The 15,203-nt window shown below is 56.5% G+C and carries 15 protein-coding genes and 1 pseudogene; 7 read left to right on the forward strand and 9 right to left on the reverse strand.

Going from position 1 to position 15,203, the window contains the following annotated elements; genetic code table 11:
* Nucleotides 1-26 precede the first annotated feature (26 nt).
* From dndA to RLW41_RS03845, 8 genes are all read right to left on the reverse strand, one after another.
* Nucleotides 27-1,205, reverse strand: a complete 1,179-nt coding sequence (dndA, locus tag RLW41_RS03810; protein ID WP_414463549.1) for a cysteine desulfurase DndA — start codon at nucleotides 1,203-1,205, stop codon at nucleotides 27-29.
* Nucleotides 1,206-1,223: 18 nt separating this feature from the next.
* Complete coding sequence (gene dndE / locus RLW41_RS03815) at nucleotides 1,224-1,679, reverse strand: DNA sulfur modification protein DndE (RefSeq protein ID WP_414463550.1); 456 nt, start codon at nucleotides 1,677-1,679, stop codon at nucleotides 1,224-1,226.
* Nucleotides 1,582-3,609, reverse strand: a complete 2,028-nt coding sequence (gene dndD, locus RLW41_RS03820) for a DNA sulfur modification protein DndD (RefSeq protein WP_414463551.1) — start codon at nucleotides 3,607-3,609, stop codon at nucleotides 1,582-1,584. The genes dndE and dndD overlap by 98 nt, the downstream gene beginning before the upstream one ends.
* Nucleotides 3,606-5,096 carry a DNA phosphorothioation system sulfurtransferase DndC gene (dndC, locus tag RLW41_RS03825; RefSeq protein WP_414463552.1) on the reverse strand — a complete coding sequence of 497 codons (1,491 nt, stop codon included), beginning with the start codon at nucleotides 5,094-5,096 and terminating at the stop codon, nucleotides 3,606-3,608. Before dndC ends, dndD begins: the two co-directional genes overlap by 4 nt.
* A complete protein-coding gene (gene dndB / locus RLW41_RS03830; RefSeq protein WP_414463553.1) occupies nucleotides 5,096-6,307 on the reverse strand; it encodes a DNA sulfur modification protein DndB in 1,212 nt (403 codons plus the stop codon). Before dndB ends, dndC begins: the two co-directional genes overlap by 1 nt.
* Before the next feature lie 754 nt (nucleotides 6,308-7,061).
* Nucleotides 7,062-7,505: an iron-sulfur cluster assembly scaffold protein gene (locus RLW41_RS03835; protein ID WP_414463554.1), complete on the reverse strand. Its 444-nt coding sequence runs from the start codon at nucleotides 7,503-7,505 to the stop codon at nucleotides 7,062-7,064.
* Nucleotides 7,506-7,952 carry a DUF1641 domain-containing protein gene (locus RLW41_RS03840; protein ID WP_414463555.1) on the reverse strand — a complete coding sequence of 149 codons (447 nt, stop codon included), beginning with the start codon at nucleotides 7,950-7,952 and terminating at the stop codon, nucleotides 7,506-7,508.
* Nucleotides 7,953-7,993: 41 nt separating this feature from the next.
* A complete protein-coding gene (locus RLW41_RS03845; RefSeq protein ID WP_414463556.1) occupies nucleotides 7,994-9,184 on the reverse strand; it encodes an FAD/NAD(P)-binding oxidoreductase in 1,191 nt (396 codons plus the stop codon).
* A gap of 113 nt (nucleotides 9,185-9,297) precedes the next feature.
* On the opposite strand from RLW41_RS03845, the gene RLW41_RS03850 reads away from it, so the two are divergent.
* From RLW41_RS03850 to RLW41_RS03870, 5 genes are all read left to right on the forward strand, one after another.
* The gene (locus RLW41_RS03850) at nucleotides 9,298-9,810 is read left to right on the forward strand and encodes a hypothetical protein (protein WP_414463557.1); all 513 of its coding nucleotides are present in this window, start codon (nucleotides 9,298-9,300) and stop codon (nucleotides 9,808-9,810) included.
* Nucleotides 9,811-10,258: 448 nt separating this feature from the next.
* Complete coding sequence (locus RLW41_RS03855; protein WP_414463558.1) at nucleotides 10,259-10,828, forward strand: TetR/AcrR family transcriptional regulator; 570 nt, start codon at nucleotides 10,259-10,261, stop codon at nucleotides 10,826-10,828.
* A 217-nt stretch (nucleotides 10,829-11,045) separates the two neighbouring features.
* Nucleotides 11,046-11,897 (forward strand): quinoprotein relay system zinc metallohydrolase 2, encoded by an 852-nt coding sequence (locus RLW41_RS03860; RefSeq protein ID WP_414463559.1) that lies wholly within the window; start codon nucleotides 11,046-11,048, stop codon nucleotides 11,895-11,897.
* A gap of 33 nt (nucleotides 11,898-11,930) precedes the next feature.
* The gene (locus tag RLW41_RS03865) at nucleotides 11,931-12,773 is read left to right on the forward strand and encodes a quinoprotein dehydrogenase-associated SoxYZ-like carrier (protein WP_414463560.1); all 843 of its coding nucleotides are present in this window, start codon (nucleotides 11,931-11,933) and stop codon (nucleotides 12,771-12,773) included.
* 26 nt (nucleotides 12,774-12,799) lie between these two features.
* Nucleotides 12,800-13,138, forward strand: a complete 339-nt coding sequence (locus tag RLW41_RS03870) for a carboxymuconolactone decarboxylase family protein (protein WP_414464658.1) — start codon at nucleotides 12,800-12,802, stop codon at nucleotides 13,136-13,138.
* A 71-nt stretch (nucleotides 13,139-13,209) separates the two neighbouring features.
* On the opposite strand, the pseudogene RLW41_RS03875 reads toward RLW41_RS03870, so the two are convergent.
* Nucleotides 13,210-13,487, reverse strand: a pseudogene (locus tag RLW41_RS03875) (PLP-dependent transferase); the annotation flags it as partial.
* Nucleotides 13,488-13,887: 400 nt separating this feature from the next.
* Between RLW41_RS03875 and RLW41_RS03880 the strand changes: the two are divergent.
* The gene (locus tag RLW41_RS03880; protein WP_414464659.1) at nucleotides 13,888-14,673 is read left to right on the forward strand and encodes a YeeE/YedE family protein; all 786 of its coding nucleotides are present in this window, start codon (nucleotides 13,888-13,890) and stop codon (nucleotides 14,671-14,673) included.
* Between the two features lie 15 nt (nucleotides 14,674-14,688).
* Nucleotides 14,689-15,174 (forward strand): beta-lactamase hydrolase domain-containing protein, encoded by a 486-nt coding sequence (locus tag RLW41_RS03885; RefSeq protein WP_414463561.1) that lies wholly within the window; start codon nucleotides 14,689-14,691, stop codon nucleotides 15,172-15,174.
* Nucleotides 15,175-15,203 lie beyond the last annotated feature (29 nt).

Below are 15,203 nucleotides of genomic sequence, written 5' to 3' on the forward strand. Positions count from 1 at the left end.
TAGAGCTAAAGACGTGGGGTTTAGAACTACGCTGCTGTTCTACTCATTTCTGATAGCCGCTGTGCCTCCTGAACAATGTGCGCGGCGGCGCCCAACATTTCAGTTTCAGTCGTGAAACGGCCTGGCGCGATTCGAAAAGCGCCTCTTGCGCGCGGGATGTTCCCGAACATCGCGAGCAGCACATGCGACGTTTCGATCTTATCAGTCGCGCATGCACTCGAAGCCGAGAAACTGATTTGATTGCGCAATGAACGCATTAATGCCAAGGGCTCAACCCCCTCAATGGAAAAGGAGAGATTGTTGGGGAGTCGCTCAATAGGATCCCCATTTAAACGCGCATTTGGTAGCGTCCCGATTAGATGCTCACGAAAACTCTCACAGAATGATCGTAAACGAGCCGCATCACTTGTACTCTGGGACCGCGCGAGCCGAAATGCTTCGCCCATTCCAACAATACCCGGAGTGTTCAGCGTTCCCGGCCGCAATCCGCGCTCTTGACCGCCGCCATAAATCAACGGGGCGACACGCACTCGCGGCCGCCGTGAGCGAAGATAAAGGGCGCCGACCCCTTTTGGTCCGTATGCCTTGTGCGCCGACAAACTCGCTAGGTGGATATTATCGCGTTCGACATCTACATCGACGTAGGCCACAGCCTGGGCGAGGTCGCTGTGAAATAATACGCCCCGTTCCGTACATAGTGCCCCGATTGCCTTGATGGGCTGTAATGTCCCGACTTCATTATTTGCTCCCATCACAGAGACAAGAACCGTTTGATCTGTGAGGGCCTCAGCAATTGCATCCGGGGAGACACGGCCGTTTTCGTCGACTTTAATATAAGTGACCGACCAGCCCTCGCGCTCCAACGCTCGAGCTGGCTCTAAGATCGACGGGTGCTCAACTACGGTTGTGATGAGATGTCGCTTATTTGGATGAGCACGGGCGACACCGAGAATGGCAAGATTATTCGCCTCCGTGCAACTTCCTGTGAATACAATTTCCTGCGGCCTTGCGCCGATCGTCTCGGCAACCTGCCCGCGCGCACGATCTACGGCCATCGACGCCGCGTGGCCATGGGTGTGCTCAACGCTCGATGGGTTTCCGAATACGGATTTCAAGTAAGGCTCCATTGCATCGATCACAGCGGGATCGATTGGAGTGGTTGCGTTGTGATCGAGATAGATCACGGAGCTCTGATCGCTGCCCATACTAGGTGTCCTATCTAATCACGCAGCTGCCGGCACCAGCCGCAGAACGTCTGCAGGAGACTTCGCACGGACAGACAGCGTACCAACGCCTCTATGGATGTGTCCGCGAAACCGCGTCAGCAGCGCGGCGTTGTCTAACGGCTCCGTGGGCGAAGGTCCCTCTTCAACCCATCGAAGCAACGCGGCGAGCAGGGCGCCATATTCTCCCGTTAGTGTGTACGCGTTGAATTCCGACCCATCCTCATCCGGCGGGGGTACATTTCCCAATGGGCCCTCTTCCAATGACAGCATCACGGCGATCCGGCAGAGGAGGTTGGGCGTCAACCCCGTCCGTTGGCGCAAATATCGAAGTTTGCTCGTAGCATCAGCCGAGATCTTAAGCTTGCTGTAATGCACGTCGATCCTCTTCTGGCCTGTTCGTGCTGCGCCCAAAGTATCCGGGAGAAACGACCGTACACGCCGCGTCTTGATCATAATCGAGTCGATAGGCGTGCGAGATACTGTCACCCAGCGCTGCCACGAGCGTTTCATCAACCTCAGTGTCGGTCGACAAGAGGATGACTTGATGGCTGGCGGTAGGAAAATAACGCTCGATAAGACTGCCTCTATGTTCCGAATCTAGACGGGCAAGCGGGGTATCAATGATCATCGGCAACGGCCGACCACTCGTTTTGGCGAGAGCCCAAAGCATAGCGATTGCGTAAACCTGCTTTTCGCCCGCAGAAAGTGCGGACTTTGGTAATTCCCGTCCCTGCCCATCAACTAAAGTCGTCGCAAATGTCTTTGGATCGATTTTCACGTCGGAGACCAAATTGGTCTTACGGGCGAGTTGATTAAATCTCCGAACAAATTCACCGCGCAGCTGCGCCAACTTGTGATCGAGAAGTTTGTACTCGTACTCCAAGAGGGCCTGCGCAGCACGGGCTGCCAGGTCGGCCCGATCAGCCGCGGCTGCCGCCCCTGCTTGTTCATCGAGCAACCGCCGTCGCTCTCTATCAAGCGTAACTTGCTGACCACGCACTTCCTTCAGCTCCGCCTGCTTGGATTGGAGCGTTGCCTCCGTGGACCCGACGCGCTGCTCAGCCAGTCGAAGTTCATCCAACAAAATTCCGGCAGCGGCATTGTCCGCGCGCGCGAGGGCCGCATCTAGTTTTGCTGCCCGCCGGCCAAGTGTATCAAGTTCATCCAAAATCTTCCTTGCTTTAGGCCTGACAGCTACCTCAACCTCGGTAAGGCGCGTCAGCGCGGCTTTGCCGTCGCCAACTTCACGAAAGGCAGGACTGGTTCGCGCGATTTCTTTCGGTCCCTTCGACCAGGTGTCGAGAAATCTTTCCAAATCAGTCCAGTGCTTCGCGGACCAGGTGGCGCGACGTTCCGGGCTCGCTGATTTGCTCTTCTTCCAAGTGGCGAGCGCTTTTTGCAATGCCTTTGCCTCGCTTCGCGTGCCTTTGTCGGCGTTTGCCGCTCTTAGCCCTCGCTGGAAACTCGCGACCAGCCGAGGGGCCACCGTAAATGGCAACAACCCGTTAGCCAACTCGCGCAGTTCGTGCTCGCAACGGGCGATCGATCGCAGGACTTCTTCGCGTTCGCCTTCAAGGCGGCCTCGTTGAGCCGCAGCGTCACCGCCCTCGGCTATAAAGCGCCGCCGAATTTGTTCCGCCGCGCGTGCCTGGGATTCCCGCACCGAATTGAGCTCGGCAATTTCTTCCGCGAGTGCGATCGCCCGGCGCTCTAATTGAGCGTGGTCGCGGAGAACGCTTTCAAGCTTGTTCTTCGCACTGCCTTCATCGTTGCGATTGTGACGGGCAAGATAAAGCCCAAGATCAGTACGAAGGCGTCCCACAAGCTCGATTCCGAGTAGACCTCGAACAGCGTCGGCCAGCTGCTCGTTCTCTTCTTCCCCGTCCGCAATTTCTCTGATCTTCTCTCCATCAAAGAAGAACAATTGCGACACGCCCGGTGGGATAAGTTCTTGCAGAAAATAGTGCCATTCCTCTCGCGGAACGGACGTCACCAGCGTCCCATCTTTATTCAACACCAGCGTCTCTACGACGTTCTTTCCCCTCACGACCCATTCCCGACGAACGCGATATCGGTGAATGACGCCGGATTCGGCGTAGTCAAATTCTAGACCGACGGCTGCCGACCGAACGCCGGCGTTTCGATGGATGCGCTCTCGCAGATAGGTCTCATATTCGGATTGCGCGACACGCGTTCCAAGGGCGCGACGACCGTAAAGCGCAAGTCGCACGGCCTCTAACAATGTCGTTTTGCCCGCTCCGTTCTTTCCACCAATTAGAATAATCGGGCTTTCGGAGCCGCGTCGCCGCCGCGGTATAAGATCGATTTCGTTCGTGCCTGCGTAAAGCCCGAAGTCAACAAGTTCGATGCTTCTCAGGATCATGGGTTGGTCCGTTCAGACATTCCGCGTAGCAACGGCAGCTCGGGTTCGGGATCGATCTCGGACTCCTCTTCGGTGGTATCACTCTCGATGCGTCCGGCCTTGCGGACAGCCACTAATGTATCCAAGTCGCGCCATTCCTGACGAAACAGATCCTCAATGCGGGTGTGAACAGCATGCCGACGCTTTAAGCCATGGGCTTCACGCTCAACGTCCAATAACTGCACAACAAGCTCGGTGGGTACGCTGTGAGCGCTGCAGACTTCGTGCAGTAGCCGTCCGTCATCGGCGGTCAGGCTTACGGCGTCTTCTCTTACCCAATCAAGATCATGCCCCAAAACATCTCGAACGACGGTCGGGACGCTGTCCGCCCAATCCCCTCGCTCCGTCCGCCATATTCGCCGGATTTCATGCAGCTCGGCATCGTGGATCAGCAAAGGCGCTTCCCCCGGCGGAGCATTGCGCTGAACTTCGATCTGCGTTTGCAATAGACGGCGGAGCAATTCCTTGCAGAACTCAAGTTTATAGGGGCCGGGCACAGGGTCATCAGTGCCTCTAATAAAATTGACCTGGCCGCTTCGTCGACGAAATTCGCGGTATTGCCGCTTCTTCTCGGGCTCTTGAGTCTCTGAGAGCAGATCACGAAAGGCGAGTAGCGGCTCGAGCCAATCCTCGCCGGAGTCGATCATCGCCTCCATGGAACGGTCGCGCTCAACGACCGTGCAAACCCAGCAGCCGAAGCGAGAATTACCGCAACTCGGTGTCGTCTTATCAACGACAAGTGGGCACTCGCCGGCTTGGGCGCTCCGATACATTGCGACCAAGTCGCGATTGTCGTTACCCCAAGGCGACGGCGTCTGAAGGAGATAAGTCCACACGTCGTCAGTGGATAGGGACTCGATCGGTGCGTAAACGAATGCATTCAGTAGCGATGAATGCCGCGAAAGCGTCGAGCCTTTGATTCGATGCAGCGACATCACCTGGGCACGCGTTGCGCTCTCAGCGGACCGGACGCCAAGAACCATCACGACCTCGCCGAATTCAGCGACGCACGCCTTAATGAAATCGTCGGCGGGCTCGATCTTCAGGCGCTCGGTGCACCAACGAAAACGTCGAGATGGAGCCGGATATCCGCGACCGATCAGATTCACCCAAAAGCTACGATCGGTTGTGGGCGATACCTTTTCGGTTTTTATCGGTAGGCCCTGCGCTTGCGCCGCTGTTTGAATTCGTTCCAGCGTTACATCGATGTAGCGAACGATAACGGGCGTTTCGACCAGGGTATCGGAACTAATCACATAGATTGGCTTCTGCCGCCTTTCAGGAGGTAGTTCCTGTAGAGCCGACCAAACCATCTGAAGTGCACAGGTGGAGTCTTTTCCGCCGCTGTACCCGACCACCCACGGCCGATTGTCCGACAGATAAACGTCCCGGATTTCTTGGTAACGAGCCGCAAGGGCCGTACCATCAAAATTTGAGCGGACTGCCATTAGCTTGCAACCTTCAGCTTTGGAGCGGTTGCAGGCGCGTGAAGCTGCTCAACGCGCGCCGCCTCGACCGATAGAGCCAAACCGAACGCTCGGACCAGAACGTTGCTCACCAGCACGACGTTATTCTTGGATTTGTTGACTTTCCCCGCGACCAACGCGCGGCCATCCCAGAGTTTGCGATTGGCGCGCGACCATTCAATTTCGCGGAGCTTTGAAAGTCGCTTCGCCCAATCCTTTGGCCGAGCCCCAATGAGCTGCGCGCCGGCTATTGAGATCGCTTGGACCGCGATGCCATGGGCATGGATGTAATCACGTCGAAGCTCTGCGGCGGCTACCTCGCGGGTACCGACGCGCTGCCAGTCGAGCATGTTTTGAATCACTTCTTTCCAGAAGCTTACCGCAAGCTCTCGGTCGGCTTCATCAATTGTTCCACTCTTGACCTTCCCGATCAGCTCGGCGGTGGCCTGATGTAGGCTGCTCAAAGTGAATAGCTTGAGAGATCGGTTCGATATGCTTGTCTTTTCTAGGTCCGTGAAATCTCGAAAGAGAGGGATCGCGCTGACCACATCGCGAGTGAGCTTCGCCAGTTCATCACGATGGTTGTAGAGTAGCCTAATGGACTTCGTCGGTCGCACTGCGTGAATATTGAGGTCCGCAAACATCTGCTGAGACCGCTTGAGGCCTCGATCTGCGAAAACTACCACTGAGATGGTTTCATCCCCGATCAGAGGGCGACCGCGAAGCGCTTCTTCAATTGCGGCTCGCCGATGTTGTCCATCGTTGATTAGAATCGTAGCCGACATTGAAATCCGTAGCTTGCCCACTGCTCGCAAGGGACCGTCGTGGGCTGCGGGCTCGAACTCTATTTCTCCGTCGACGGAAGCGCATAGCGACGAAAGGATATACTCAGTCGCGTTATCCGTGATGTATTGGGCGATTGCCGGTACCCTTGCTCGGTTCAGTACCCGTTGGGCTCGCAATTCCGGTGGCACCGCTTCATCGTCGAATCGGAAAAGCCGCGGCACCACCTTTAGGGGAACCATAACGACGTAGTACGCAGCCCCTGCTTGAATACCGCGTATAGCTGTGAATTCGTGGCAATTGGCTTCCACGCGTACCTCCCGTGTCCTACGCGGAAGTTTCCTTGTGTCGCCTTGGAAGTCAACTACCATAAAAACTGCGTTTAGAAATTCGCGCCGCAGTGTGCGCATATATACCCACTTATATGCGAATCAGCGGAGCGCAAAAACGTTCGTTGATTGTATCCACACCGCACTTCGTCCTCTCTGCGGCAATAGCCGCGGTTTGTGCGATTTGCTAAGAGGGTCTATGCGGACGGCCATATCCCCGTCGTCCGAGACTTTGCCGATGTTGTGTTGGGAGAGAATGTGGTGCTCGTCGCCCCAGCAGCATCGAGCGTTCCGCAATTTGTCACGCGCTCAACATCGCGTAAACGCGTGATCGGCGACTTCGCCGCGCTCAAGCAAAGACTTAGTTTGCGCCACGCAGGTGCGAAGGTCCATCCGTACGTTCTTAGACGAGCTCTGGCGTTGAAACTAGCGCTCTCGGATCCGGCTGCATTGCAAGTCCGAGTTTGCAGTGACTCCCTGCACCAGCACACATAAGGGTATCGTTGTCGGTTATTGGAAGATAGAAATGCGCTTCCGAATTTCCGGGGTGTCCCAATAGCGGAACTGAGCGATCTGTGAGCCAGCAGCCAGGAGCATGTCCGCTTATCGGGCCGCCGCGTCGAAAACTAGGACGCCTTCGCCAATCGCGCACGAACCGCTTTCTCGACTGTTTCCCGCACGTCCTGACGGGGACCAGTCGGCTGGGGCGAACCGCCGGCCACGGGTCAGACCTCTCCCACCGCGCTGCAAGCGCTTTTGGGCGCCCGTATCCGGCCGATTGTCCGGCGCGACGAAAAGAAAGAATCCGATCAGAAAATTACCGCAGCACCCCGCATCAGGAGGACTTATCTGCGGTTAACTCCTTTGCGTCGGCATTTATCGCGAAGGGCAGCAAGATCGAGCTATGCCTGCCAGGAAAATCGCGCGCGGCGCAAAACATGGTCAGGGCTTTCCATCTGGCGTCGAAGCGCATGTCGTTGCCTTCCAGCAGCCGGGAAAGCTCGCAACCAACAGCTTGGATTTCCTCCAAGCTCAGCCCAGGGGCGGATGCGACGAAGACCGCTGTCGAGGCCATTCCGAGCGTACAAGTGCGCGCCATCCAGCCGATATCAAAGAGATGGTCGTTTTTAAAAATCAGATCGAGTGTTAGCCTGCTTCCGCAAGCGCGGCTCGTTCTAGCGAGCGTGACATCGGGTTCGGCAAGCCTTCGATCCTTGTGCACCTTACGCGCCCACATTCGCACGTGGTCGCGATACAGACTGGCCAAGTCTGCATCCATCTACGGACCACCCACTTCTTGGTTGCGCATTTGCCCGCCAATGACCGACAGAAATGTGAGGGTGAATGCCAAACCGCGGCGAACATTTTCCTGTCTCGCCATGCGTAAAAGTCCGAAAAGGCCAGGGGGACTCGAAGACGAAGTCTGTGCAGCAGCGAAGCGAGCAGCATTTCCAAGTCCCCATGCCGCGCCGGTCAGCTCTTCATAGTTTTTCATCAGCTTCTGGACCATGGCGTCGTCAAACATATCAACGCCGTCTGAGACCAGAGACAAGAGGTCGACGATATTGTCGAGGCGTTTGCCCTGGATCAGCGGCGCAACCTTGCCCAAAAGCTCGCTTAAGCCTTTTTGCGTCGCTTCATCGAGAAGCGGCGCAAGGCTAGAAACATTCGGGCTCGACGTTTCGCCGTGTGCGTCGATGGTCGTATTCGAATTATTTGCAGTCATGAAGGGTTCCTCCGCGGAGTTTGTCTGTGCAGTTGAGGCAATCAGATAATGCCTCGGGCGACAGACCAGTAAATGCCGCGGTTAAAGGACTTGCGCAGCAAGCCCCCGAGTTTTGTCGGCGGAGTGGGGTGAACGTCCTCATGATAATTGTACAAGAGCGGCATGCCAACTTCGAGGCCCATCTGCGCGATTGCCTGCACGCGTCCATCATAGGCGTCGACTGTGCGACCTATTCTGATGTCGCCAGCGATATTGTTGGCAATGACGGGGCTCTGATTGTGGCAGGAGCCGCCAGCCTTACTGATCGGAAGGTCCACCGTATCGCCCATCACGTAAGCGTTGGCGAAACCGTCCATTTGAAGCGTCTGTCGGTTTGTAGGTAGCCAACCTTCATTGTCGCTTGCCTGTGAGACGCCGCTTTCGATCACCGCATCGACCGCCCGGATGGGAGGCGTGCACATGAGAATATCGAAATTTTCTTCTTTGCCTTCCGCGGAGCGGACGATCTTCTTTTCTGGATCGACTGCGACCGGCGTGAACCCACGCTGAAACTTTATACCCTTGGCCTCGAAAAAGGACGGTAGGATCTCGCAGGTTTCCTGCTGCATGAAGAGGCAGTTGCGCAGGAGCTGAGACGTCGTCGGGTAGGTGTAGACAATCTCGACCCGATCGCGGACGCCTTTGCGTCGGAGGTATTCATCGACCATGAACGTGGTTTCCATCGGCGCAATTCCGCACTGGTGCGGAACATTGGGCGTTTTAGGAAAATTCACGGTGATGAAGATTCGGCCTTTTTCGAATTTGCGCAGCTTCTCCGCAAGCTGTCGTGCGGGTTCGTATTGATAGAAGTAGTCGCCGGCTTCCTTCATCCCGGGAACGCGTTCCGGTGCGGGCAGACATCCCGTTGAGACAACGATGTAGTCATAACCGATTGTCTTACCGCTGGCCGTCTTCACCTTGGAGCCGGCGAAGTCGAAATGGACCGCCTTGTCAATGCGGAAGTCGATTTCCGGGCGAAGCAGGCTAGATTGCGTCCGCCGCAATTCCTCCTGAAAGAACATATCGAACGCCACATACATATAGGCCGGTTTGTAATAATGCCAGGGGGAGTCGGACAAAAGGCTGACGCGGACTTGCCCGCGTACGATTTCAGGATACAGCTTGGCCACGAGACTGTTGGCTGTCATCGTACCGCCGATGCCGCCACCGACAACAAGGATATGCTTGGACAAAACGACCACTCTCTCTCTGCGCACATGACGCGGGTTTCTGGTACACTTTCAGGAAACGTAACATGAGAGACACCGAGGCGCGTCAGTGTACCTTTCCATTCTGGAAAGGATAGTTGGATGATCAGGTACGAACCTTTGAGCGAGTGTTCGTCTGCGCTGGTTACGCTGGAAAACGCGCGGTTTGCCAAGGTTTCAAGATGAATAAGATGATAGGCAACGACGAGATCTGCGCCGCGGTCCAAGCCCAGATCATCGAATGTTTGAACCGCTTTTATGCGATCGAGACGGGAATGTGGGGCGGCCCGTTGGATGCCCTGATTATCCGAACTACGGTCGTGGGTGAGATGCAGCACAGGCCTTATGATCTTTCAGCGCTCGCAATCGTGTTGGATCTGCCAATCTCGACGGTACACCGCAAGGTCAAAAATCTGATCGAGACCGGCTTTCTTCTCCAGGAGAAAACTGGCCGCTCAAGTTACGTGCGTCCTACCGCCCGAACTCGTCAGACGCTCGATAAGTCGTTCGAGGAAATGGTGAGCACCCTCCGGCGTCTGTACTGTGATCCAGCATCGATATGGAAGGATGTGGCGACAGATCCTGACTGGCAGCGCCGGATAGTGTTCTAGTTTGCGGGCTGCGTGTCCAGCGCGGTTTCTGGAATTCGCCGCCGTGATCAAGTCTATTGAGGGCCGCCCACACGATTCCCGGATCGTGCCGGTACTACGCCACGCTTCGCAGCTCCTCGTTTGTCGTCTGTGCGACCGCATGATTGATCACACTCTCGCGAACCACCCACTCACCCGCCCTACAAGCCAAGTGTCGATTTTTTCCGGATTTTCTGCGCACGAAGGATAGTTCATCTTCCTCAATGACACCGCCGACTTGCCGCGAACCTCCGCTTTCGTGGCATAGGAGCATAAAATCCACGCAACTCTTGCCACAACAATCGATACGCTTCCGTCGTTGATGAGAGAAACGCCAAGATTAAATTTGCGTTGAACGCTTGCAGGGGAGTTGCGATCTCTGCCCCTCGTGGGTATTTACATTAAACCATCCTGGTAGTAGGTAGGTTTAATGAAGAGTCTGGATACGAGATCGGCCCTCGTCGATGAGGCGGAGCGTTTTATACGGATTCAGGGGTATGCCGGTTTCAGTTATGCCGACCTGTCCAAACGGATTGGCATCCGCAAGGCCAGTGTCCATCACCATTTTCCGACCAAGGAAGATTTGGGCGTCGCGGTGATTGATACATATCTTGAGCGCTTTTCCCGAGAACTCGACGCACTCGCGAGCAAGCCTGTTGACGCGGCGACAAAACTATCATCCTACGGAGAATTCTTCTCGACCAGCCTCAACGATGGTCTGATGCCGCTTTGTGGTGCTCTAGCGGCCGACACGAGCGCGTTGCCGAAATCAATGCAACGCAGGGTCAAGAAATTTTTTCAGATTCATTTGGAGTGGCTGGAAGAAACCGTCTCGGATGGTCTGCGCGACCGGATGCTGAAATCCGGTCCCTCGGCGTCGTCAACGGCCACCTTGCTTCTGAGCACCCTGCAGGGCGCAAGCATTATCGCGTGGGCTTTAAAAGATCCGAGCGTCATTAAAAGGGCTTATACGCAGGCGCTGGCGAGCATCATCCGATAGTTAATTTGCGCAAAGGCTCTGCTACCGAAAGGGAAGTCCGGCGATGTGCACGATGGAGCAGTTGAAAGCAATCGGGACCGCAGGAAGCGGCGAGACGCAGATCGTATCCAAAGCGCTGCGACGCTGCCGATTAGGCCGTCGCGAACTCCTCGCTTCCGCGCTCGCCTTTTCTGTGGCGCCTTTTCTGTCGAAGTTGCCGGCGCGGGCGGCGACTGACATGTCCTTCTTAGAGGTCGCTCCGGGCGTCTACGTCCACCAGGGACGGTACGAACTTCAGTCTCCCGAAAATATAGGGGACATGGCGAATGCGAGCTTCATTATCGGAGACGACTGCGTCGCTGTCATCGATACTCTGGGAAGCGCCAAAGCGGGAGATGCGCTGCGGGCGGCCATCAAAAAAGTGACCGATCGGCCGATCCGATACGTCATCAACAGCCATATGCATCCCGATCACGTATTCGGAAACGCCGCATTCAAACAGGACAATCCTCAGTTCGTCGGCCATCACAAACTTGCGCGCGGTTTGTCGGAAAGAGCGACGCAATACCTGAGGGCAAGCAAAGATATGCTTGGCCCCGTCGCTTTCGAAGGATGTGAGATCATCCTCCCCTCGGTCGGTGTCCAGGACACGATGCAACTGGATCTCGGTGGCCGCACCCTTGTGCTCGAAGCGCAGAAGACGGCCCATACAGACAACGACCTGATCGTCACGGACACCAAGTCGGATACGGTTATTTTGGCGGACTTGCTGTTCTCCGGCGCTATTCCGACGCTCGATGGATCGATCCGAGGTTGGCTCGCGCTCATCGATCAACTTGAACATCGCAAGGCCGCGCGCGTCATCCCGGGCCACGGCCCTCACGCGATGCACCTCCCGGCGGCAATGTATGACGAGCAGAGATATTGGTCGGTGGTCGCTGCCGATGTCCGCAGGATGATCAAGGAAGGAAAGACGATCGAACAGGCGGCGGCCTCGGCGGGCTCTTCAGAGCGCGGGAAATGGCAACTGTTCGATCAATACCACGTCCGTAACGTCACCGCGGCCTTCGCGGAACTCGAGTGGGAATGAAGAAATAGAAACGTCGTCATTCGGAGACTGGTCATGATTGCGAGCATCGACATGCGGATGAATTCGGTTTGGAGCTTGGCCCTGGGTGCGGCCCTATTCGCCACTATCTTCTCGTTGCCTGTCGCCTCCAAGGCCGACGATGACCCGTGGCCCTCAATCCGGCAAGACTTATACGGGTCGCGTCCGCTCAAGGAGAATGACGGCGTTGTCATTCTGGATGCGCCGGAGCGGGCCGAGGACGCCGCCGTGGTGCCCATAAACATCCGGATACCGCCCACTATAAAAGGCCGGCTTAAGTCGATGGCTCTCATCATCGACAAGAACCCGGCGCCGGTAGCCGCCAATTTCGTCTTCGGCCCGGCAGCGGGCGACGGCGGCGGCGAACGCCACATGTCGACGCGCGTGCGCGTGGACATGTACAGTTACGTTCATGCCGTCGTCGAAACCTCCGATGGCGTTCTGCACATGGCGAAAGCTTTCGTTAAAGCGTCAGGCGGTTGCTCGGCGCCAGCCCCGAAAGATGCCGACGCCGATAAAGCCGATATCGGCAAAATGATCGTCAAAAGCTTTGATCCCGCCGTTGACACCACTCCCTTGCGCGAAGGCCAATTGATGATCAAGCATCCTAACATCAATGGCATGCAGATGGACCCTGACACGCGGGGCTATCCTCCGGCGCGATTCATCAAAGACATCACGGTGAAACGCGGCGGCGACCTTGTCTTCAAGGCGGAGACGGGCATTTCCATCGCAACCAATCCGAATTTCCGCTTCACGTATGCGAACGGCAAGGAGAACGGTCTCGATGTCGTAGCCGTCGATTCCGACGACGTCAAATTCACAGGAAGCAGCGGCAAGGCCGTTGCCTCACAATAAGCAAGCCCAAGGAGAATGACATGCCACTGATGGACTGGTCTCACTATCGCAATGACCTGATGGGTCGCATCGGAGAGCTTGGAAAGCTCTCGCCAGATTCGGTAGGTGGGTACATGATGGCAAGCGGCGCGGGTGCAAAGACAGCGCATCTCGACGAGAAAACCCGTCAATTGATTTCCCTTGCAGTGGCCGTGACGACGCGTTGCGATGGATGCATTTCGGTGCACTCCGACCTCGCCGTCAAAAATGGCGCCACGAAAGAAGAAATCGCCGAAGCGCTTGGCGTCGCGATCGCCATGAATGCTGGCGCGGCCCTCGTCTATTCCGCCCGTGCTCTCGACGCCGTCGACTCGGTGACCAAATAGCTTGTGAGGCAAAGTAAATACAGGCCGCTGCCTGCCGTATCAGGGGATAGGCAGCGGCCCGCTAAAATCGTTCAGCCGTGGGCGGCAATAAGCGCCCGGTCCAAATCCACGTAAAGGTCGTCGATATCTTCCAGGCCGGTGGAAAGGCGCAGCAAGTCGGCAGGAAACGGCGATCCGGTCCCTCGATGGACGCCCGATGCTCAATCAGGCTTCCCACGCCCCCAAGTGACGTCGCATGCTTATAGATCTTGACATTCGCAGCCGTGCGGATAGCCGCGCTTTCGCCGCCTGAAGCCTGAATGGAAAGCATGTAGCCGAAGCAGTTCTTCATCTGCCGCGATGCCAACGCCTCAAGTTGTGTACAGCGAAGCCAAAGAATCCAGTGGACCTAGCTCAATAAAGAATGCCTCATTTCTCTCCGTGGGCGCGGCCATCGGCCAAACAAACCGCCATTCCTTCTGGTAAGCGTACCTAAAATGTTTTGAAAAACCCACCTTGAGCTGCCACGAAGCGCAGAAAAATGGATCGCAATAATTGACCGCGCCAGCCGTCATCGGCAACTCCGGCTTAGCTACGCGAACTGCCTCCGCAATTCGTCTCGCAAAAGTTGCAACGTTCTCGAAGTGGCCCGCCGCGTTCGAGTCGTGAGCACGGCGGCCAAGGCGGCGGTGATGCGGTGTGGGATTGCATGAACCGCCGCTCCAAAGGGTCCCTGTTAAGCCCGCTCCATATTGCGCGGTGGTCGCGTATTGGTATTCGCCGGTGGTTGCGCCAGCCGAAATTTGGCTCGGGCAGGTGGCGGAGATCTGCGATCGCTTCTTGTGTTGATCGTAATCGGACTTTTTGCATACATATCGATCGGCGGACTTCTTGGACCTGTGCGTGCGGATGTCTCGGCCCGGACATCCATCGATCTCACTGCCGCGGGCGGAACGACGATTCCGTCCCTGTTGGCTCAGGCATTCGGTTTGTCTGCTTCCACCGCTGCCCTGATCGCGACGGCTGTCATCGCTGGAATCGCTATTCTCTACTGTCTCAGCGATCCCTCGTTCCGGTCTTCTCCGGTCCACATTTTCGCGGGCATCGGCATCGGTCTTTGCGTTATCGCGGGATGGGCACTTACTGGGCTTGCTTACGATGATATGGCTGCCCAGCCCATCTCACCGGTTTCGCTGACATTTGTCCGCCCGGCTGGAGATACTCTGGAGTGGTTCGAGCGGTTCACCGCGGGTCCTGTTCCCAGTTTTGCGGTTACGACTACTCTCGGCGCGATTTTAGGGGCATTGGTTGCCTCCGTCACGTCGGGGCGTTTCCGACTGACGACGTTCGCCAACCCTGCCGATACTGTCAGGAACCTATTCGGCGCGGCGCTCATGGGAATCGGCGGCGTCATGGCTCTAGGCTGTACGATTGGCCAAGGCGTGACAGGAGTCTCCACCCTCGCCCTCGGATCGCTTCTTACGTTTGTCGCTATCGTGACCGGCGGCATGTTCGGCATCAAGCGGATGGAGGCCATCCTCCTCGCGGAAGTTTAGGTGATGGGATACTCGATGACCGAAATCGAAACGTGCAGCCTTCCGAAGCCGACAGGACCTGTTGCATTGTCGGACGACCTCTGGGTGGGTCCCGCGCCACGACCGGGAACTACGAGTGACCTTAAGTCCGCCGGCTTCCGCTCGATCATCAACAATCAACCGGACACCGACGCGGGCTTGCTGATGACGTCATCCCAGATGGAGGCTGAAGCAAAATCCTGCGGCTTGGACTACACTTATATCCCGATTGAAGGCCACAATCCGCTGGAACGCGATGTCCGCAGCTTTCACAAGGCGCTCACGGAGATGCCGCATCCCATCTTTGCCTATTGCAGGTCGGGGGGGCGATCCGCGTCGTTGTGGGCCATGGCCACTGTCGCCGAGAATGACACGGATTCTCTGATCGCGAGATGCCGCGATATCGGCTTTGATATTTCCGGCTTACAGACAAAGCTCGACATGCGCCGCGCTTTGCTCGCCGACGGTGACATGGACGAATAGACCTCGATCAATTCACAACTCGGATCGGA

The organism is Hyphomicrobium sp. DY-1, from assembly GCF_047497105.1.
Taxonomy (GTDB): domain Bacteria; phylum Pseudomonadota; class Alphaproteobacteria; order Rhizobiales; family Hyphomicrobiaceae; genus Hyphomicrobium_B.

Bases quoted from the DNA above. Each gene is read 5' to 3' on its own strand.
- dndA (WP_414463549.1), bottom strand. From the start codon at position 1,205: ATGGGCAGCGATCAGAGCTCCGTGATCTATCTCGATCACAACGCAACC.
- dndE (WP_414463550.1), bottom strand. From the start codon at position 1,679: ATGATCAAGACGCGGCGTGTACGGTCGTTTCTCCCGGATACTTTGGGC.
- dndD (WP_414463551.1), bottom strand. From the start codon at position 3,609: ATGATCCTGAGAAGCATCGAACTTGTTGACTTCGGGCTTTACGCAGGC.
- dndC (WP_414463552.1), bottom strand. From the start codon at position 5,096: ATGGCAGTCCGCTCAAATTTTGATGGTACGGCCCTTGCGGCTCGTTAC.
- dndB (WP_414463553.1), bottom strand. From the start codon at position 6,307: ATGCGCACACTGCGGCGCGAATTTCTAAACGCAGTTTTTATGGTAGTT.
- RLW41_RS03835 (WP_414463554.1), bottom strand. From the start codon at position 7,505: ATGGATGCAGACTTGGCCAGTCTGTATCGCGACCACGTGCGAATGTGG.
- RLW41_RS03840 (WP_414463555.1), bottom strand. From the start codon at position 7,952: ATGACTGCAAATAATTCGAATACGACCATCGACGCACACGGCGAAACG.
- RLW41_RS03855 (WP_414463558.1), top strand. From the start codon at position 10,259: ATGAAGAGTCTGGATACGAGATCGGCCCTCGTCGATGAGGCGGAGCGT.
- RLW41_RS03860 (WP_414463559.1), top strand. From the start codon at position 11,046: ATGTCCTTCTTAGAGGTCGCTCCGGGCGTCTACGTCCACCAGGGACGG.
- RLW41_RS03865 (WP_414463560.1), top strand. From the start codon at position 11,931: ATGATTGCGAGCATCGACATGCGGATGAATTCGGTTTGGAGCTTGGCC.
- RLW41_RS03885 (WP_414463561.1), top strand. From the start codon at position 14,689: ATGACCGAAATCGAAACGTGCAGCCTTCCGAAGCCGACAGGACCTGTT.